The following is a 19,023-nucleotide window of genomic DNA, read 5'->3' on the forward strand; positions in this document are numbered from 1 at the left end:
TAAACAGCGACAAGAACTTCCCGTAAAAACTAAGTTTTTTCTGTGCCAGCAGGGTAAGCACGCCAAAAAAAATTGATATGCAATTCATGTATCTTAAGTCCCCCGCCGATCAATTGACTGAGAAATAAAACTCATATCTTTTCGTCTATCAAGAATTGCAAACACGAAAATAACCAAAGGGAAAAGCACTAAAGAATGAAAAATTGTAGCGGGTATCATATATAAAAAGCTTGAAACAACAATCGAATACAATAAAGCTTTATCAGGATGGGGCCGCCGGCTAAATACGCCGCTAGTAAAAAAAAGAATAATCAAAAATACACCAACAATGCCGTAAGAACGCCACAACAGAAGCCATTCATTATCAGCAGCATGCTCCATTTCCATCCGCCGGAGCGGGCCTACCCCGATGATTGGTGAGGACCTTGCTAAATCTAGGTTCTCTTGCCAGTTATTAAAACGAGCTCCCATTGACGAATTACTCATAATATCCATACCAGATTCATAACGCCAAGCTACTTTTTCATAAATGTATGATTCTTGCGACAAGCAAATAAAAAAAGAAGAAAACAAAGAAAATAAAATAAAAACACCCAATGATTTTATAGGAGATGAAAAAAAAAGGAAACAAACGATAAAAATGAAAACAGCAGCAATGAAAGCAATAAAGCTTGACCTAGATAAGGTCATAACCATTCCAACAAAAAACAGAGGTATATATAAAAAAACCTTTCTGAAGTCATACTTCCATAAAGAATATAAACTGATAATACTTATAATAACAAAAATAAATCCTACTTCGTTAGGGTTTCCAATCATACCAACAGCACGAGGAAATGGGTATCCACCAACCAAAGTATGGTACTGGGTTGGAGCAATTAAGTGAACATAAAGCTTATTAAGCCCAAAAATATCAAAATATTGAAAAATAACAATGATAGCCAACCCTAACCCGCAACTCATGAAAAACTTTAAAACACAGAAAATTTCATGACCAGTAAACCTAGAAAATACATAAACCAAAAAAATATAAATTACTATAAACTTAGCATACCGATAAAACTGAATTAAATCTCCATAACTCGCGTTAAAATCGGAACTAAGCCCACTAAAAATTGATAATGGAAGCAAAACGAAAAATAAACAAAGGAAAACTATTCTTTTATTCATTCTGAAACGATTAAATAAAAGAAAGGCCAGTAATATTCCTGTCAGGAAGTCATCAAGTCGAAGCGCCGGGACTCCGGACATAAAACTAATCGAAGGAGTTAAGATCAAAGAAAAAATCAGCAACTTGACCAGATTTATCATTATAAAACCATAAATTTAGAGAAGGCATTAACTACTGGATCAATGTCTAAGAAACACGCACTTTTGTTTTTGATAGTGCTCGCACCATCCAAGCCTTAATCCCCGCATTCAAACAATAAACAACACTTGTAGTAGTCCAAGCAACTCCAACAATCCCGTACTCAGGAATTAACAACATATTCCCACCACGTTACTAAGGAGAAACAAAGTAGCCGAACACTGGACCGTAAAGGTCGAAAATATAAAAGATTAATAAAAAAGCACTTTAGATATTATGATTAATTCAAATACAGTGTTCGGCTACAAAGTTACGGCTTAGTAATTATGACCACACCAATCGAAGAGCACAAATTCCACTCCGGCTTTCCTGCTGCGGCTATGCAGTTGGCATATACTCGTGAGCCGGCACCGAGTCAGTAATGACAAAGCGTTCTCGGAATCCTTATTCCGAACACTGAAGTACTGGCCGGAATAGTCTTCATCCGGATTTATGAGCCTGGAGGATGCCGGGCGCTGAGTAGATCGCTTCGTGACCTGGTGCAACACCGAACGGAAGCACAGTACGCTGCCGTTCATGACAGCTCAAGTGCGCCACAGTGTCGACTGGTACTGGAAGTGGCCCAAACAGCGAACACCGAACCGTTGGGGAATCCGCCCGGTCAAGAACTGGTGAACCCGCTGGGCCAACGGCTCTAAACCCGGGAAAAAGTACAGTAGAAAAAGCTGGGGCTTGAACGAAGAGGCAGCGTCAACTATCTTAAAAAACGGAGACTACCTGAGGTGTCGCGAAGACCCAAACTTCCAACCCAAACAAGATGCTCACAGTAACTTCGATATGTGCCCCTATTGCTAAGCCTTATATTCGTTTTCTGGGAGAGTACTAGGCCAGCACTTAACGTAAATCCGGCCCTTTGTGCGCAACAAACCCAACCACTTCCAAAACCTCACCCCAAAAAACCACCGCCCAGGCTGCCAAAACAGCCAACCAATACCCAACCATCCATCCCTTTAAAACCTCCCCCCAAAGGGTAAAAACCACAGCGCCAGCAACGGAAACCAGCGTGAAGATGTAAAGCACAAGCCGGGGCATGGGTTTCCACAGGTAAATGGAGAACTCGGTTCTCAGGAAGAAGAACACCCAGAAAGAAACAGAGGTGCTCACCGCTGCACCTGCTGCGCCAAATATCGGGATCAACCACCAGTTGCCTACGAGGTTGACGACGAGTGCGGTAACGGCCGCCAGCATGGAGAAGGAGCTGCGCCGAGAGATTCCGATGCCTACAACGGTGGTTTCAGAGAGTGTGTACAGCAAGGGGTAGCCAATGCAGGACACCACAATCCACTGAACTGCCGCATAGTTGGCCGGCAGGAAGAAGGTGACTACCCAGGACAGCAACCCGGTTAAGGCAAACCCGAGCACAACCAAAGCCAGTATGTAACGACTTACTTTGTGCACTTTCTCCAGCCCAGTGCCTGCGCTGGCCCATTTGTATACCGTGGGCGCCCAAACGGTTGAGAAAACGCTTTGCAGTAAGCTGGCCGCGGCGGCAAAGCTGACCGCCACCGAGTAAACGCCCAGTTCCTCAAAGCTGGCAAGGGTTCGCAGAAATACCTTGTCTATGGCGGTAAGCCCCCAGAACGCCAGGCCACCAAGAATCAGCGGCAGCCCAAAGCGGAGCATGCTTTTGAGCTGATCCACATCCAGCCTGGTTCGGATACCAGCAAGCCATTCTGCCCGGGTGTTCCAGCCGTAAATTGCACACACGAACACAATCGCTGCGGTATTCGCCAACACAAGGTTGGTCAGATCCTTGTCGGCACCAACGGCAACGTATCCCCCGATAATGGCCAGCAATAGAAGCTTGGGTAGCAGCTGGCTCATTGAGAAGGCCAGGCCGCGCTCGTTCATTCGCAGCACGAGCGACAAGAACCGGGATATATAGCTGGCCACCAAAGCCAAGGCCACCAACACACTCAAGTGCCATGCAGGCACATCAAACAACCAGCCAGCCAGTTTCCCGCCGAGTGACAGCAGTGCCAAAACGGTAACTATCAGCAAAACCAACCCCGGCAGCATTGCTCGCTTCAAGAGCGCTGGCTTGCTCTCCGACTCGTGAAATTCCCTTACGTAAGATTGATCTAGACCCAAGCTGAACAGCAGGATGCTGAAGCCAAGCGTAACTTGCAGCATTGCCATCCTGCCAACGTCTTCCTGGGAAAAGAACCACGTGATGACAGGAAGGGAGATTAAGCTAAGGGCGGCACCTCCAACTGGGCCTATCGCGAAGGTGGCTATTTGTCTCGGTGTCACTGATTTGACCCAGAAAATGCTTCAGACCTTCGAGTTGTCTTCATTGCCAATGCCTTCTTAACCAACTCCCTCGTTCGCTCATAAGCTTTTTCTCGAGACCAGTATTGACTAATAATTTCGCGGTTGCTGTCCCGTTCGCTCTGGGTCAAAGGCTGATTAAGCAAGTCGGAATTTACTTCAAGCTCTTGAATCGTTGAAAGCACAACTCCAGACTTCCAGAAAAAATCGTAAACTGGGTTTTCCCGCCTTACAAATACCCTCGCCCCTAAGTACAGCATAATCACGATGTTCCCAACAGCTTGCTGACGAACATGGTTCATGATTACATAACCACACTTTTTGATGATCTCGACATAGTCTTCAAGGGGCATGAAGTCAATCAATGGCTCAAAATCACGACCAAAATACTCCGCGCCCATGTTAATCAATTTTTTGGTCAGTTTCGCGTCCCCGTAACTAAGAGGAACAATCACACGCCTACCCTTTATTTTTAGCTTTCGAAGTAGGTCAAATGCTTCAACATGGTTCCCTGTTAAGGTGGCGCTGTTGCCAATTAGGATGCTATCACCGGCTACAGACTCCCCTTCGAAGCCTCTAACAAAATTATCTTCCAAGGTTCCGTAATTCCAGCTCGCATACTCCGGAAAAGATTTCCAGGCTCTTGAACCTTTTACCATCTCATACTCTTCTGGAAGAACCGGCGAAAAAACTGAAATTTTCTCAATAGCGCAAACCTTTTTGGTGCGAATCTGAAAGACTTTAACCAACTTTCTAAAACAGTTTACAGCCATGCTCTTAAAATAATTACTGTTTAATCCAACATTCAGGATCCTTGTCTTGTCTAGAAATAAGGGGAGCTCACTCAAGCAATCAGAGTAATAATCATATCCCCACCCTAACCACACCGTCGCTACATCGTGGCTAATATTTTTGAGCTCAGGAAATGTAAGTGGACCCAAAGAATGAAAAATCACAAGATCATACGTTTCGTATAAATCCTCAGATAGCTTTGGCTTGTTAAAAAAATAACTTCTGCGTTTCACCTCGATACGACTTGGCTTCAGCTTGGTGTATTCAAGTGGCACCTTTGTTGTAAAGACAACTACATCATTTGAATTCGGAAATACCTTCTCAAAAACGGGGAGCGCATGGTCGATAAATTTGCTGTCGGTTGCTATATGGATAATTTTCATTTCAATTTTAAAAATTTAAACTCAAGTGCTTTCAAATCTCTCTTCCTGAACTTTAATGCTTTGGCAGGAACTCCTGAATAAATAGTGAACTCTTTACAGTCCCTTGTCACCATGCTTAGTGCACCGACTGCTGCACCTTCGTTTAGAATAACACCAGGAAGAATAACGCTGCCTGAGCCCACAATGACATGACTCTTTAACTCAACCTCAGCTGAATGAACATTCTTAAAATCGGCCGGAACCATGGGGTTGGTCAAACTCGTTCCGGAGTAGTCATCGTTACTGCTATAGATCGAGACGCGGGAGGAAATATTCACAAAGTCCGAAAGCTTAATCTTCCCCGCTCCGATCAATGAACTGAACACAGCAACGTGAACATAGTTTCCGATTTCGATTCCGCCCTCACCCGCAGAGAGGACGCAGAAGTCATCTATGCGGACATGGCTACCTATGGATATTTTCGCGGGGTTATAAAAAGACGCTTTATCCGAGATAAATACATTAGAGCCAATCGCAGAAAAACCAATGCTTTCTAACTGCTCAAGTGATAAAAATGCCATTATCTTTGGAGCCCCGTGGCCAAAAATGACTTAATTACATCAATAATGGCCTTCTGCTGCTGACTTTCTAGACTTGCATAAATAGGGAGGCAGAGAATCCGCCCAGCAATATCATTCGAAACCGGCTGAGGACTCGTTTGTTCGAAGAAATCAATGGTTTCTAGTGAAGGAAAGAAATATCGGCGCGCCAGAATTCTATTCTCTTTGAGAAGTTCCGCTACTTTTACAGCCGCCGGCTCGCTCTCGAACACCGCGGGAAAATAGGCTGCATTGTAAGACAGGTCGTCACTTCGCTTTTGCAACTGCACTAAACTAAAAAGCGCGCGTTCATAGTTAGACCATACTCGGTGTCGGACGGCCATATTGGCTTCCATTTCATCCAGTACACACAAGCCCATCGCCGCCTGCAACTCATTCATCTTGGCATTGATGCCCAGCTCTTCGATTGTCTGCCGCCCAGTGATTCCGAAGTTTATCATTCTCTTCGCACGCTCCAGATCTTCCTTGCGCTGGAAGATAATGGCCCCGCCCTCGCCTGTGTGGAACAGCTTGGTGGCGTGAAAGCTGAGGGTGGCGGCGTCGCCATGCTTGAGCAGGCTTTTGCCTTTGTAGTTCACACCGAAGGCGTGAGATGCATCGTAGATGACTTTCAGGTTGTGCTTTTGGGCGATGGTATCTATGGCTTCTACATCGCAGGCGTTGCCAAATACGTGCACGGGAACAATGGAACGGGTTTGCGGGGTAATGGCCTCTTCAATGCTGGCGGGGTTCAGGCACCAGGTTTCCGGGTCGATGTCTGCAAACACTGGCTGGATGCCATCCCACTTCAGTGAACTTGCCGTGGCAATGAAGGTGAATGGTGTTGTAATCGCCTCTGCAGGCTTTCCGTCTACCGGCTCGTTAATGCCCAGGGCGCGATAGGCAATTTGCAGTGCCAGCGTACCATTTGATACCAGCAACAGGTTTTCGACGCCCAGATACTCTTCCAGCCTACTCGTTAGCTCCTGCGCTAACGGGCCATTGTTGGTCAGCCAGTTGCGCTCATAGATACCGTCCAGAAACTGATTCAGTCTCTCCCGGTTTGGCAGGTACGGCTTCGTGACGGGGATCATTTCGAGTCTTCCAGAATGTCTAACAGGTATTGGCCGTAGCCGTTTTTCTTGAGCTGGTCAGCCTGTTGTAGGAACTGCTCTTTGGCCAGCCAGCCTTGGTTGAAGCCGATTTCTTCAAGGCAGGCGATCTTATAGCCCTGCCTCTTCTCAACGGTTTCTACAAACTGCGCGGCTTCCAGCAGACTTTCATGGGTCCCAGTATCCAGCCAGGCGAAGCCCCGGCCGAGCAGCTCTACATTCAACTTGCCTTGCTCCAGATAGGCCCGGTTTACGCAGGTGATTTCAAGTTCGCCCCGGTGGCTGGGCGTTACCTGTTTGGCAATGTTTACCACGCTGTTGTCGTAGAAATACAGGCCAGTTACAGCGTAGTGGGATTTCGGGTGTTCAGGTTTTTCTTCGATGGAGATAGCGCGTTTGCTCTCATCGAACTCGACTACGCCAAAGCGTTCTGGGTCTTTTACCTGGTAGCCGAATACCGTGGCGCCTTCGCTGCGCTGGGCGGCCTGTTTCAGTTTTGGAGTGAAGCCCTGGCCATAAAAGATGTTGTCGCCCAGTACCAGGCACACGCTGTCGTTACCGATGAACTCTTCGCCGATAACAAAGGCCTGGGCGAGGCCGTCCGGGCTTGGCTGGATTTCGTAGCTGAGGTTAATGCCGAATTGTCCGCCAGTACCGAGTGCGCGTTTAAAGCCGGCCTGATCTTCCGGGGTGGTGATAATGAGGATTTCCCGGATGCCCGCCAGCATGAGTACAGAGAGCGGATAGTAGATCATTGGCTTGTCGTACACCGGCAGGAGTTGTTTAGATGTGCCGAGTGTTATGGGATATAGGCGGGTACCGGAGCCGCCTGCGAGGATAATACCTTTCATATTCAAACTAATCTCTCTGGTGAAGATGGGGTCAGAGGAAAGCTTTCATCTGACCCCGGTGCCGGGTTTAACCTTGGCATCAGGAAGCTTTACCAAGGCGTTCCCGTTGGTAGCTGCCGTCCTGTACCCGCTGGCACCAGTCGAGGTTATTCAGGTACCACTCCACGGTTTTGCGGATGCCGCTTTCAAAGGTCTCCTCAGGCGCCCAGCCGAGTTCTTTCTGGATTTTGCTAGCGTCTATGGCGTAGCGCATGTCGTGGCCGGGGCGGTCTTTTACAGTGGTAATCAGGTCACGGTAGCTGCGTTCCTGCGGGCGGAGTTCCTGGAGGATGTCGCAGATGGTATGCACGACTTCGATGTTCTGTTTTTCGTTGTGGCCGCCGATGTTGTAGGTTTCGCCGGGTTTGCCTTCGGTAACGACTTTGTAGAGGGCGCGGGCATGATCTTCTACATACAACCAGTCTCGGATCTGGTCACCTTTGCCGTAAACTGGGAGAAACTTTCCCTCCAATGCGTTAAGTATCATCAATGGGATGAGCTTTTCCGGGAAGTGGTAAGGCCCGTAGTTGTTGGAGCAGTTGGTGACCAATACTGGCAGACCGTAAGTACGTTGCCAGGCCCGCACCAAGTGGTCCGAACTGGCTTTGCTGGCGGAGTATGGGCTACTGGGAGCGTAGGCGGTTTCTTCGGTAAATAAATATTCCGAAGCATTTTCTGTTTGGCTCGGATGGGGGAGGTCACCGTAGACTTCGTCGGTGCTTATGTGGTGAAAGCGAAATCCCGCCTTTCGCTCGCCCTCCAAAGCTTGCCAGTATTGGCGAGTAGCCTCCAAAAGAGTGTACGTTCCAACGATGTTGGTTTCGATGAAGTCTGCAGGGCCATCAATGGACCGATCTACATGACTTTCTGCAGCGAGGTGCATAATGGCGTCCGGCTGATGCTCAGCCAGAACCCGCTCAACCTCGGCGCGGTTGCAAATGTCTACATGCTCAAAAGCATAGCGGTCGCTCTCGCTTACCTCGACCAGACTTTGGAGATTCCCGGCGTAAGTGAGTTTGTCCAAGTTAACCACGCCATCTGCGGTGTTCCTAATGATGTAGCGTATTACTGCAGACCCAATGAAACCCGCCCCGCCTGTGACAAGAAACTTCACTTCAACAATGCCTCCACTACGAACTTCTGGTCCACTTCTGACATATAAGGATGCATAGGCAACGACATAACAACCCGAGCAGCCTCATCCCCCGCAGAAAGATCGGCAGCAGGGTCTTCAACAGCCGGTTGCTTATTCAACGGAATTGGATAATGCACCGCCGTTGGAACCCCCGCTTCATTTAGCTTTTCCTGGACCGCCTCACGGTTGTTTACGCGAATGGTGTACTGCGCCCAGGCAGATACACTATGTGCTTCTACGAAGGGGGCGATATCAATGTCAGCATCGTTCAACAACCGGGCGTAGTTTTCAGCCACCTGGTTACGCAGCTGAATTTCCTCTTCGAGCAAGGCCAGTTTCGGCAACAGAATGGCTGCCTGCAGAGTATCCAGACGGCTATTCACTCCTACCCTGACATGGTGGTAACGCCGGTCCTGGCCGTGGCGGGCTATTTGGCGCAAGATGGTGGCCAGCTCTTCGTCGTTGGTGAAGATAGCTCCACCATCGCCATAACAGCCCAACGGTTTGCTCGGGAAGAAGCTGGTGCACCCGATGGTGGTCAGATTGCAGGACTTTTTAGCCTTGTAGCTGGCACCAAAGCTTTGCGCACCGTCTTCGATAACGGGAATTCCGTGCGTTCCGGCGATGGCGTTGATCGCGTCAAAATCAGCGCACTGACCATACAGCGACACCGGAATAATGGCTTTGGTCCGGGAGGTAATAGCTATTTCCAGCTTCTCAGGATCCAGGTTGTAGGTTTTCGGGTCGATATCTACGTAGACCGGCTTGGCCCCCAACACGGCTGGCGTCTCCGCCGTGGCGATGTAGCTAAACCCTGGCACAATCACTTCGTCGCCCGGGCCGACACCCAGTGCCATCTGGGCGATCTGCAGTGCATCCGTGCCATTGGCAACTGAGATACAGTGTTTGGCACCACAGAAGGCTGCTAGCAGCTCTTCCAGTTCGGCCACTTCCGGACCGAGGATATACTTGCCGTGGGCAAGAACCTTCTGGATGTTCTGATCAATCTGGTCTTTGATGCGGGCTTGCTGTGCGGCCAGGTCTACGAATTGCATTAGGCGGATACCTTTGAGCTTAACCGATGACGACGATGGTTCTCAGTGTTTGGTCACTTGATTGTCTTTTAACACATAGCGGCTACCGGTGTGTGGGCATATGGTTTCGCCCTCTCCTTGTACCGAAAGATCGAGCTGTTCGCCGAACTCACTCATCCAACCAATCTGCCGGGCGGGTACTCCCACCATCAGGGCGTATGCAGGGACATCTTTGTTAACCACCGCGCCGGCTCCCACGAAGGCGTATTCGCCAATGGTAACGCCGCATACGATGGTGCAGTTGGCACCCAGTGTTGCCCCCTTTTTCACCAGCGTATCCCGGTATTCGCTCTTGCGTTCGATCAGCGAACGGGGATTGTATACATTGGTGAACACCATGCTCGGGCCACAGAACACGCCTTCTTCCAGGTGGACATTGTCATAGAGGGAGACGTTGTTCTGGATCTTGCAGTTGTCGCCAATAGTGACCTTATTGCCTACGAACACGTTCTGGCCCATGGAGACGTTTTTGCCGACTCTGGCGCCACCGCATACGTGGACGAAATGCCAGACTCGGGAGCCTTCGCCGATCTGGGCGCCCTCGTCTACTATGGCGCTGGGGTGGATGGTTACCGACATAGCTCTTCCCTTTTTCTGGTGACAATGGGGTCTGACCCCGAGGGGTCAGACCCCTAACTCTTAGTTCTTGAGGAAAGGATGATAATCGCCGGTCAGGCCGGCCGGAGTGGCGTTACGGATGGTGGAAACGGTGTCGATAGCCACCCGGTTTTCCTCCAGGCCGAAGCCGTTGCCCTTGAGGATCTCTTCGTAGCTACGGGTATGCAGATCGGTGAAGCCACCGGAGAATTCGATTTCCTCACCATCCACAGTAATTGAGCGGTAGGTACGCTGGCCTTCGGCCCTGGCGCTTTCCGGAACATATTTGTAATCCACCGACAAGAACCAACGCACTCGGGCTTTCTCGTATTCCAGGTAGCCGGCGGCCATGGTGTCGTCGCTGTGGTGAACTACGTTTTCCTGCAGCTCGCCAAAGATAAAGTGCAGCATATCGTAGAAATGCACACCAATGTTGGTGGCAATACCGCCAGACTTGTGCTCGTCGCCTTTCCAGGACTGGAGGTACCAATGCCCGCGGGAGGTGATGTAGGTGAGGTCTACCTCGTGCTTGGTGGCTTTCTGCTCACTCTGAACCTTTTCACGAAGCGCGATAATAGAAGGGTGCAGGCGCAGTTGAAGGATCGTGTTCACCTTCTGGCCAGTATCCCGCTCGATTTCCTGAAGGCCATCAATATTCCAGGGATTCAGCACCAGGGGCTTTTCACAAATGGCATCGGCACCGGAGCGCAGAGCAAAACGCATGTGGGAGTCATGCAGGTAGTTTGGTGAGCAAATTCCAACATAGTCCACTGCGCGGCCGCCGTTTGCTCTTCTGAGCTTGTCAATATGGCGGTCGAAACGCTCGAATTCGGTAAAAAAGTCGGCATCCGGGAAAAAGCTGTCAATAATGCCGACCGAATCATTCTTGTCCAGCGCGGCCACCAGATCATTACCGGTTTCCTTGATGGCTTTCATGTGTCGAGGGGCGATGTAACCGGCGGCGCCGATCAGGGCAAACTTTTTGCTCACGCTTTAATTACTCCATTAACGATGTGTGTTCATTGTTGAAAAGTATTCAGAGACGTAGATCGGTCTGATCGGCAGGAAACAAATACTTCAGGTCATAAACAAGATGGTCGTCTTGCTTGCCCAATTTGCGGATGCTCTCCATACCCATTGCCGCGAACTGCTGATGGCCAACAGCAATAATGATCGCGTCATAAATGCCCTGTTCAGGTTCGCTTACCGGCGCGATATCGTATTCCTGTTCTGCTTCTTTTTTTGAAACCCAAGGGTCATAAACGTCAACCTTGGTATTGTACTCCTTCAGTTCACGCACAATGTCGATCACACGAGTGTTACGCAGGTCCGGGCAGTTTTCCTTGAAGGCGAGCCCCATCACCAGCACCCGGGCGCCTTCCACATGGATACGCTTTTTAAGCATGGCCTTGACTAGCTGGGAGACCACGTAGGCACCCATGCCATCGTTTAGGCGGCGGCCGGCGAGGATGATTTCCGGGTGGTAGCCGATGGTCTGTGCCTTGTGGGTCAGGTAATAGGGGTCTACGCCAATGCAGTGGCCACCCACCAGGCCGGGGCGGAAGGGTAGGAAGTTCCATTTGGAACCCGCAGCTTGCAGGACGGCTTCGGTATCTATGCCCATCTTGTTGAAGATCATCGCCAGTTCGTTGATGAGGGCGATGTTTAGGTCCCGCTGGGTGTTTTCGATGACTTTGGCAGCCTCGGCCACTTTGATGCTGCTGGCCTTGTAGGTGCCTACGGTAATGATCTCGTTGTAGAGCGCGTCTACCAGATCGGCGATTTCCGGAGTAGAGCCGGCGGTGACTTTCTTGATGTTGGTGACACGGTGTTCCTTGTCACCCGGGTTAATCCGCTCCGGGCTGTAACCGGCGTAAAAGTCCTGGTTAAACACCAAGCCAGATACCCGCTCCAGCACTGGCACGCAGTCTTCCTCGGTTGCCCCAGGGTAAACCGTGGACTCGTAGATGACGATATCGCCCTGTTTGAGGGTTTTCCCGATGGTTTGGCTGGCTTTGATCAGCGGGGTCAGGTCCGGGCGTTTGTGCTCGTCGATCGGAGTCGGCACCGTTACGATGTAGACGTTGGCGGCCTTGAGATCCTCCGCGCTGGAGGTATAGCTCAGGTGAGACGCATGCCCCAGCTCTTCGCTGCTCACTTCCAGGGTGTGGTCATGGCCGTTCTGGAGTTCGGTGACACGCTTCTGGTTGATATCAAAGCCGATGACGGGACGCTTTTTGCCGAATTCTACGGCCAGGGGGAGGCCGACGTAGCCTAGGCCGATGACTGCGAGGGTGAGGTTGTTGGTTTGCATGGTGATTGGTGCTTTATCTTTGGTGATTAATTGAGGTGTTGAGGTGTGAAGGTGGGGTCTGACCCCACGGGGTCAGACCCCTTTTTCAATTGACCTAGTGTTCAGGCTTCGCGGGTTCCTTTGAAGAAGGCCCGGATGAATACGATGAAAACACCGAGCATGCCGCCGAGCATGGTGGCGAGTATGGCGATCAGCGCCCGCTTCGGTTCACTCTTTTCCTGCGGCACCACCGCCGGATCGATCGTTTTGAACACGTATTCCTGCTGGGCATTGGCCAGCATCACGGTGCGCGTTTCGCTCTCGATAAGCTGGTAGAACACCTGTTGCATACCGGCGATGTTGGTGTCGGTTAATTTGTTTTCCAGATAGTTGATTCTGGCCTCGGCCTCTGCCACGTCTTGCCGGCGCATGTGTTCGTTGATGTCTTCAACCAGCCATTGCGCCCACTGCTGTGCGGCAGGGGGAGAGAGGCTCTTCACGGAAAATGTGACCATGCCGTTTTCTTTGTTTTCGCTGATGCTCAGATGGTTTTGTTTAAACGCTTTTACGAGGTCCCAGTCTGTGGGTTGCTGGCTTTTCCCGTTTTCGTCCGGCAACCATTGCCCGGTTTCGGGATTGTACACCTCCCGGTTGTATTGCCAGTCGCTCTGCTTGATGCTCCAACCTTCCACCGCCATGAGGGGCACGGCCAGATTGTGGCGATCAATAAAGTCGGCCAGGAAGGCGCGTGAACGGAGCACTTCCTTGGCGATAACGGTCTGGTTGGAACTACCCCCGCCGATATTGATACCGGCAAGGCTGGCCAACCCACCAAGCTGGCCAGATATGCCGCCCATGCCATTCTCTTCATTAGCAGGTGCCAGCAGCACGCTGGCCTGGTAGATATTGGGTTTATACAGGGCGTAGGCAACACCGCCTGCCGCGAACAGGAAGGTGACGGCGATAATCAGCCATTTGCCGGCCCAGAGGGTGGCGAAAAGTTCCCTCAGGTCAATTTCATCATCTTGTTGCTGTGGGTTAAGCACTTCGTATTGAGTCATGATTTAATCGGGTCGGGTATAGAGTTGGGTGCTTGAAGTTGGGGTCTGACCCCGTGGGGTCAGACCCCTTTTTCAGCTTTAACTTACTTAAAGGTTGCCGACTGCCGCAGCACCCAGCGCCATCTGGTACACAATCTGGCTGACGTTGCTCCACAGCTCCAGCTGGTTCAGTCGGTCCACATCAATCGGTACGATAACCGTATCTCCCGGCTGCAATTGCTGGCTCCTGCCTCCAAACCAGGCACTCTTCTCAGGCAACATTACTGAACCGTCTGCCTTTACAACGTACACCCGGTCCTGGTCTGCCTGGCGGGTGGGGCCGCCGCTCCGCTCCAGGTAATCATCCACAGTCAGCCCTTCCGAGTGAAGATGGCTCGTGGGGAACTGAACCTCGCCGAATACACTGACGGCTTGGGGAATAGTCGGCACGGTCAGTGTATCGCCATCCTGTAATCGGATGGGTTGGTAACCGGTGTCTGCCAATACTTGGGGCAGATCTATTACCATCCTTCCCACTGGCCGGCTACTCTGCACGTCTTCAAGCAAACCTTTAACCTCGTCTACGCGCTGGGCATTCTGGCCTCCAAACGAATCGCCCTTCAGCTGCACGCCCAACAGGTCGCCCTGGAGCCGCTCCTCCGCCTCGCGGAGGCGCCGGGCTTCCAGTTGGCGGAGTTTCTCCCGGGTGAATACCGCGCCACGGGGAAAGGCATTAGCTGTAAGGCCACCGGCCCGTTCCAGCACTTGACGGAGGGTTTCACCCTCACGAAAGGTGTATTGGCCGGGATACCGTACTTCGCCTTTCAGCGTTATGGTACGGTTGGTGCCGAACGACGGGACGGACTTGATGAGTAGCCTGTCCCGGCTTTGCAGTTGCACATCGCTTTTCCCGAGCATGGCTTCAGCCAGGTCTACCTGAACGATTTCGGTTTGCTCAACACCGTTATCATCGGTGTAGTGGCGGGCAAGCTCTGCGGAATACATGGAGGCGGAATCGGTGAGGCCGCCAGCCACGAAAATCGCGTCTTTTACGGTGCCGGTAGTTGGTAACGGGTATTCACCCGGGTAGCGAACCGGGCCTGAGATGCGCATGGTCTGTTGTGGCGAATAGGGGCCTGCTTGTGCTTTCAGGCGTTTGAGAACAGGTTCAAGCAGGGCTTCACGCGTATTGCCCTGTGCCCGCGCGCTCCTTTTGTTCAGCTCTTCCCTTTTTTCGCTGGCAATATCCCGATTCTCTGGATCACCTTCGAGCCTAGATTTCACTTTTCCGATATCGGTGAAGAACAGCAGTTGATCTTTTTCCTGGAGCATGAGGTCTTCTGAACTGCCGGGGGAGGTTACCGCCTTCCGCAGCTCCAGATTCACGACAGAAATTCGCTGAGTCTCAGGGTCTGTTCTCACAATGGCTGCGTAATTGGTATCAGCAAAGTCCAGCAGATCGGCATCCAGGTTCCGGATGATGGAACTGACCCGCATTCCCGGTACCCAGGCGAATTTACCCGTTCGGGTGGCAGCGCCTTTGATTTCCACGAACTGGCCAGTTACGTCGGCAATGGAGGCTACGGAAATCCAGTCACCGGATCTCACCCGGGCCTGCTTACCGGAATTCCGGGTCAGATCCGCTTCGGCAATAACGCGCAGGAAATCCTCGTTGGTTCGCTCAATTTTCGTGATCTGGGGATAGGCCTGGGGCGTTAGCCCGCCCGCCAGTTCAACAAGCTCCAGCAGGCTGGTGCCTTGTTCAATTTCATAAAGCGCTGGCCGGTAGACTTCTCCGTCAATACCAGCGCGGCTGCCAACTGCCGGAATAAAGATAACGTCGCCGGCCTGAAGGCGGGCATCGTCGGATGTGTCGCCTTCCAGGAGCAGATCATACAGGTCCAGGGTGCCGATCAGCTTGCCATTGCGTTTGTGCTGTACATTCCGCAAGGAACCGGTCTGTTTGATACCGCCGGAAACGTATAGGGCGTTAATAATCGTTGAGAGCGAGCTCACGCTGTAGGAGCCCGGGGTTCTGGCCTCACCCAGAACAAACACCCGGATACTGCGTAACTCCCCCAGTGAAACCGCGGCTTTCACCCCAATATACTGTTCGGAAACCAGCTGGATGATGTGATCACGAGTTTGCTGAAAGGTGAGCCCGGCAACCGATACCGGTCCACGCTCAGGAAAATCAATGGTGCCCTCCCGGGAGACTGGCAATTCCAGTTGCTGGTTCTGATTGCCCCAGAGCTGGACCTTCAGAACATCACCAGGGCCCATGGTGTATTCCGCCGGGACCGGAATCTCGGTTACGGGCGCGAAGGTGGTGGGAGAGCCGGCGAACAGATCGTAGCCAAAAGGCTCCAGGCCGTTATTTTTCCTGGCAAATTCTTCGTCCTTTCTCGCCTGCTCTTCACCTGCCTTGCGGGCTTCCTGCTCACTTTCCTGAAGGGGCTTCACAACTTCCTGTGAAGGTTGTTGCGGGCGGGACTGGCTGGATGACCCGGTCAACTGGCTCAAGTCCACCCCGTATTGCTTTGCCAGGGCTTCCTGCTGGGCTTTGGGCAGGGATTTGAACTGTTCTATCTGTGCGGGAGTGATAGATTGGGCTGTGACTGCCATGGGGAGCAGGAGAGCCAGGGGGAGTAGTAGGGATTTCAAGTTCACAGGTTGATGTTCCGGTTTGGGTATTGAATTTTTTGCCACGGACACTCACGGACGCTCACGGACGGAAAAGAAAAAACACAGAAATTCTTTTGGGCTGTTGTCCGTGAGGGTCCGTGGCTAAAGAATCTTGAAGTTGGGGTCTGACCCCGTGGGGTCAGACCCCTTTTTCAGCTTTCATGACCCCGTGGGGTCAGACCCCTTTTTCAGCTTTCATGACCCCGTGGGGTCAGACCCCTTTTTCAGCTTTCATGACCCCGTGGGGTCAGACCCCTTTTTCAGCTTTCAGAATCGGTAAGTCCATTCAGCGCCAAGGGACCACTGGTCTTTCTCGCCGCCAAGATATTCAATTTTCTTGTCGGTGGCCTGGAGGTTCAGGTCCAGCCAGCCGTTGAGCATTCGAGCGCCATAACCAAGGTCGAGAACGGCTACGTTTTGGTCGCCTTCCGGCACGGTATAGACAATATCCTGGTTTTGGGTGACAGTACGGTTTCCGCCATCCTTATTGAGCCTTGCGTAGGTTATCTTCGCGCTGAGGTTTGTGCCGTCATCAAAGAAGTTGAACGCTCCGAAGGTGACTGCCTCGGCATCGCCATCAAAGCTGGCACCCATGCTGCGACCGTAATAGCGGTAGCCGGAGCGATAGCGCGAGTGGTCGTAAGTGATGTTGGGCATGGCATCACCCAGGAAGTCATCGGCCAGTGTATTGGTGTATTCGATAAACCATTGCTGGTCAGCCTTAAAGAGCTGGGTTGTCCAGTCCGCCCCCAGAAGCCAGGACTTGCGGGCCGGGAAGGCGCCGGCTTCGTCTTCGCCCATCATTTGGGAATAAACACCCATGGATTGCTGGCCAATTCCAAAGCCATAGCGCGCGTCGATGCTTGCGAGCTGATTGCCCGGATCGTTTTCCTCAAGCTGCCCGTTATCCCGGCCAATCAGTGCATTCCAGAGCGTAGAGGTATTTTCCGGGTGCCCTTCACCACCAAACATGATGGCCCGGGATAAACCAATGTCCAGTCCGCTTACCGGGCGAAACGTAAAGCGCATGCCGATCAGCTTTGCCTCTGGCACGGCCCTGTCGCTTTCGTATTGGCCGGCGAACGCGGTAAATTGCCAGGGGCCGACCCACTGCAGCCAGTCCGTTTCCGGCGCGGCGCTGTTGTTGCGATTAAGCCAGAGTGCTGGCATCGGGCGGGCGTTATTGGAGAGGATCAGGCTGGACTGCCAGCCCGGCCCCCACCAGCGGTCAATGGCTCCGGCACCAAACACCCAGTTGCCGGCTGCCGCGGCCAGATAGGAGCCGTCAAGGCGCAGTTCTTTGTCGTCATCGGTTTTAGGGGCATAAGCCGGCTTAAGCCCGAAGGCCCAGACTTCGCCTTGCCACTGGAGATTGATTGCCGTTCCGGCCTTCGCCAACGAATTCTGATCAAACCCCCGGGTGCCGGGAATCTCACTACTGCCATACAGGCTGTACTCGCCCCGAAAGCCTGGCTGGGCCTGCTCTTCCTTCTCAAAGCGGAGGTAGGCGGCGGCTGTCCCTACAGACGGTTGATCGGAGCTGACACTGGCCTCAAGACCGCTGTGCACCGCACTCCACATCAGCGGCCAGGTGCTGACGGTACGATCCATATGGCCTCGGTCTGCCAGCTTTTGTGCCGCAAAACGCGCCCGGGTATCTCCCGGCTCAAGCCAGGGGGCCGCCGAGAGAGGAACACTTGCCAGACACGCTACCGCCCCACCGACCAGGGCCCAGTGTTTTAAGGTCATAGAATAAAATTATCTGAAAGGCGACAGCGAAACAGCATAAGGAAGGGAACAACTCAATCCCAACTGTGTCCCTGTCGGTAAATGAATATGGTGTTTCAGAAGGGAGCAGATTTTACGGCATCGCCTGTGACAAGCAAGTGACAAAAAACCTAACACAAGGCGATTCAGAGAGTTATCTAAGTAAAGAATTGTTAAAACTTCAGAAATGCAAGGAATCCGCTCACATTTCGGTCAATTGCGCCTTCACCAGACTTGCGAACTCTGTAAGGAATGCGAGGAAAACACCTCCCATCAAACCCAGCAGGCCAGCCAACAGAACAATCAGGCTCCGCGCCGGCCCCTTACGCTCCGCGCTTTCCCGGTTTACCGTCAGAACTTCCATTGGCCGCATAGAGTTGAGGGTAGCCTCAAGCGATAACCGCTTTTTGAAAGCCGCTGCAATGGCCGCCCCGGCATCCGTTGAACCTTCCAGCATTTTTATCGTTGAGGAAAGCGATTCGATTTGCCTCTCCAGATTCTGCTTCAGGCTCGATACAGCCGCCGATTGCGCTTGCGAGAGCTCATCAATCAGCTGGGCATGGACCTGTTTAACGCCTTCCCTCTGAGACGGAGATGCCTCAGACACCATTCGGATCAGCCCGGTGTTCTCCGGATTCTCGAAGCGGACTTTGAACGGGATAGCCCCGTCATGCTCTGCGTGGTAAGTCGACTGATAGTCCGGCAGCCACCGATTTTCCAGTGTTGCAATGATAGCCGCCGGTTTTTCTATGTAGCTACCAGAGTCCTTCTCCGCCAGCTTGACCAGACTGACATAATCATATCTTTCCGGCATCAGCACCGCGTAGACAATTCCCGCCAGTAACGTTGAGAAAAGCACTGCGTAAAACACTCTCCGGCGCTTTAGAAAAGTAGTTGCCAGATCCACCAGACTGATTTCGTCGTCGTATTGAGGCTGATTTCGGCGATTATTGTCTTCCATTGGAAATCCACCTCACTTTAATCCGGCGAGCACCCGTAGCCTCATCATCAGCTGAC

At 51.8% G+C, this 19,023-nt stretch carries 15 protein-coding genes; all 15 read right to left on the minus strand.

Annotated elements, in window-relative coordinates; genetic code table 11:
* Window positions 1-93 precede the first annotated feature (93 nt).
* The 15 genes from D0851_RS05395 to D0851_RS05465 all read right to left on the minus strand — a co-directional run bounded on the left by D0851_RS05395 (window position 94) and on the right by D0851_RS05465 (window position 18,967).
* Window positions 94-1,311, minus strand: coding sequence for an O-antigen ligase family protein (locus D0851_RS05395; RefSeq protein ID WP_117617702.1), 1,218 nt, complete (start codon window positions 1,309-1,311; stop codon window positions 94-96).
* Window positions 1,312-2,203: 892 nt separating this feature from the next.
* Window positions 2,204-3,622 carry a lipopolysaccharide biosynthesis protein gene (locus D0851_RS05400; protein ID WP_117617703.1) on the minus strand — a complete coding sequence of 473 codons (1,419 nt, stop codon included), beginning with the start codon at window positions 3,620-3,622 and terminating at the stop codon, window positions 2,204-2,206.
* The gene (locus tag D0851_RS05405) at window positions 3,619-4,815 is read right to left on the minus strand and encodes a TDP-N-acetylfucosamine:lipid II N-acetylfucosaminyltransferase (protein WP_117617704.1); all 1,197 of its coding nucleotides are present in this window, start codon (window positions 4,813-4,815) and stop codon (window positions 3,619-3,621) included. The genes D0851_RS05400 and D0851_RS05405 overlap by 4 nt, the downstream gene beginning before the upstream one ends.
* A complete protein-coding gene (locus tag D0851_RS05410; RefSeq protein WP_117617705.1) occupies window positions 4,812-5,375 on the minus strand; it encodes an acyltransferase in 564 nt (187 codons plus the stop codon). Before D0851_RS05410 ends, D0851_RS05405 begins: the two co-directional genes overlap by 4 nt.
* Window positions 5,375-6,487 carry a DegT/DnrJ/EryC1/StrS family aminotransferase gene (locus tag D0851_RS05415; RefSeq protein ID WP_117617706.1) on the minus strand — a complete coding sequence of 371 codons (1,113 nt, stop codon included), beginning with the start codon at window positions 6,485-6,487 and terminating at the stop codon, window positions 5,375-5,377. The genes D0851_RS05410 and D0851_RS05415 overlap by 1 nt, the downstream gene beginning before the upstream one ends.
* Window positions 6,484-7,356 (minus strand): glucose-1-phosphate thymidylyltransferase RfbA, encoded by an 873-nt coding sequence (rfbA, locus tag D0851_RS05420; RefSeq protein WP_117617707.1) that lies wholly within the window; start codon window positions 7,354-7,356, stop codon window positions 6,484-6,486. The genes D0851_RS05415 and rfbA overlap by 4 nt, the downstream gene beginning before the upstream one ends.
* Before the next feature lie 79 nt (window positions 7,357-7,435).
* The gene (rfbB, locus tag D0851_RS05425; RefSeq protein ID WP_117617708.1) at window positions 7,436-8,509 is read right to left on the minus strand and encodes a dTDP-glucose 4,6-dehydratase; all 1,074 of its coding nucleotides are present in this window, start codon (window positions 8,507-8,509) and stop codon (window positions 7,436-7,438) included.
* Window positions 8,506-9,585 carry a DegT/DnrJ/EryC1/StrS family aminotransferase gene (locus D0851_RS05430; RefSeq protein WP_117617709.1) on the minus strand — a complete coding sequence of 360 codons (1,080 nt, stop codon included), beginning with the start codon at window positions 9,583-9,585 and terminating at the stop codon, window positions 8,506-8,508. The genes rfbB and D0851_RS05430 overlap by 4 nt, the downstream gene beginning before the upstream one ends.
* A gap of 42 nt (window positions 9,586-9,627) precedes the next feature.
* Window positions 9,628-10,203 (minus strand): UDP-2-acetamido-3-amino-2,3-dideoxy-D-glucuronate N-acetyltransferase, encoded by a 576-nt coding sequence (wbpD, locus tag D0851_RS05435; RefSeq protein ID WP_117617710.1) that lies wholly within the window; start codon window positions 10,201-10,203, stop codon window positions 9,628-9,630.
* Between the two features lie 60 nt (window positions 10,204-10,263).
* Window positions 10,264-11,211, minus strand: a complete 948-nt coding sequence (locus tag D0851_RS05440; RefSeq protein ID WP_227539454.1) for a Gfo/Idh/MocA family protein — start codon at window positions 11,209-11,211, stop codon at window positions 10,264-10,266.
* 46 nt (window positions 11,212-11,257) lie between these two features.
* A complete protein-coding gene (gene tviB / locus D0851_RS05445) occupies window positions 11,258-12,535 on the minus strand; it encodes a Vi polysaccharide biosynthesis UDP-N-acetylglucosamine C-6 dehydrogenase TviB (RefSeq protein WP_117617711.1) in 1,278 nt (425 codons plus the stop codon).
* Between the two features lie 101 nt (window positions 12,536-12,636).
* Window positions 12,637-13,575, minus strand: coding sequence for a Wzz/FepE/Etk N-terminal domain-containing protein (locus D0851_RS05450; protein ID WP_117617712.1), 939 nt, complete (start codon window positions 13,573-13,575; stop codon window positions 12,637-12,639).
* Between the two features lie 87 nt (window positions 13,576-13,662).
* On the minus strand, window positions 13,663-16,224 hold the full coding sequence (locus D0851_RS05455) for an SLBB domain-containing protein (protein WP_117617713.1): 2,562 nt from the start codon (window positions 16,222-16,224) through the stop codon (window positions 13,663-13,665).
* Between the two features lie 282 nt (window positions 16,225-16,506).
* A complete protein-coding gene (locus D0851_RS05460) occupies window positions 16,507-17,988 on the minus strand; it encodes a capsule assembly Wzi family protein (RefSeq protein WP_117617714.1) in 1,482 nt (493 codons plus the stop codon).
* A 220-nt stretch (window positions 17,989-18,208) separates the two neighbouring features.
* On the minus strand, window positions 18,209-18,967 hold the full coding sequence (locus tag D0851_RS05465) for a Wzz/FepE/Etk N-terminal domain-containing protein (protein ID WP_117617715.1): 759 nt from the start codon (window positions 18,965-18,967) through the stop codon (window positions 18,209-18,211).
* Window positions 18,968-19,023: the final 56 nt, after the last annotated feature.

This window comes from Marinobacter sp. Arc7-DN-1 (genome assembly GCF_003441595.1).
GTDB lineage: Bacteria > Pseudomonadota > Gammaproteobacteria > Pseudomonadales > Oleiphilaceae > Marinobacter > Marinobacter metalliresistant.

Coding starts and splice junctions, on each gene's coding strand:
- D0851_RS05395 (WP_117617702.1), bottom strand. CDS start 1,311: ATGATAAATCTGGTCAAGTTGCTGATTTTTTCTTTGATCTTAACTCCT.
- D0851_RS05405 (WP_117617704.1), bottom strand. CDS start 4,815: ATGAAAATTATCCATATAGCAACCGACAGCAAATTTATCGACCATGCG.
- D0851_RS05410 (WP_117617705.1), bottom strand. CDS start 5,375: ATGGCATTTTTATCACTTGAGCAGTTAGAAAGCATTGGTTTTTCTGCG.
- D0851_RS05415 (WP_117617706.1), bottom strand. CDS start 6,487: ATGATCCCCGTCACGAAGCCGTACCTGCCAAACCGGGAGAGACTGAAT.
- rfbA (WP_117617707.1), bottom strand. CDS start 7,356: ATGAAAGGTATTATCCTCGCAGGCGGCTCCGGTACCCGCCTATATCCC.
- D0851_RS05430 (WP_117617709.1), bottom strand. CDS start 9,585: ATGCAATTCGTAGACCTGGCCGCACAGCAAGCCCGCATCAAAGACCAG.
- wbpD (WP_117617710.1), bottom strand. CDS start 10,203: ATGTCGGTAACCATCCACCCCAGCGCCATAGTAGACGAGGGCGCCCAG.
- tviB (WP_117617711.1), bottom strand. CDS start 12,535: ATGCAAACCAACAACCTCACCCTCGCAGTCATCGGCCTAGGCTACGTC.
- D0851_RS05450 (WP_117617712.1), bottom strand. CDS start 13,575: ATGACTCAATACGAAGTGCTTAACCCACAGCAACAAGATGATGAAATT.
- D0851_RS05460 (WP_117617714.1), bottom strand. CDS start 17,988: ATGACCTTAAAACACTGGGCCCTGGTCGGTGGGGCGGTAGCGTGTCTG.
- D0851_RS05465 (WP_117617715.1), bottom strand. CDS start 18,967: ATGGAAGACAATAATCGCCGAAATCAGCCTCAATACGACGACGAAATC.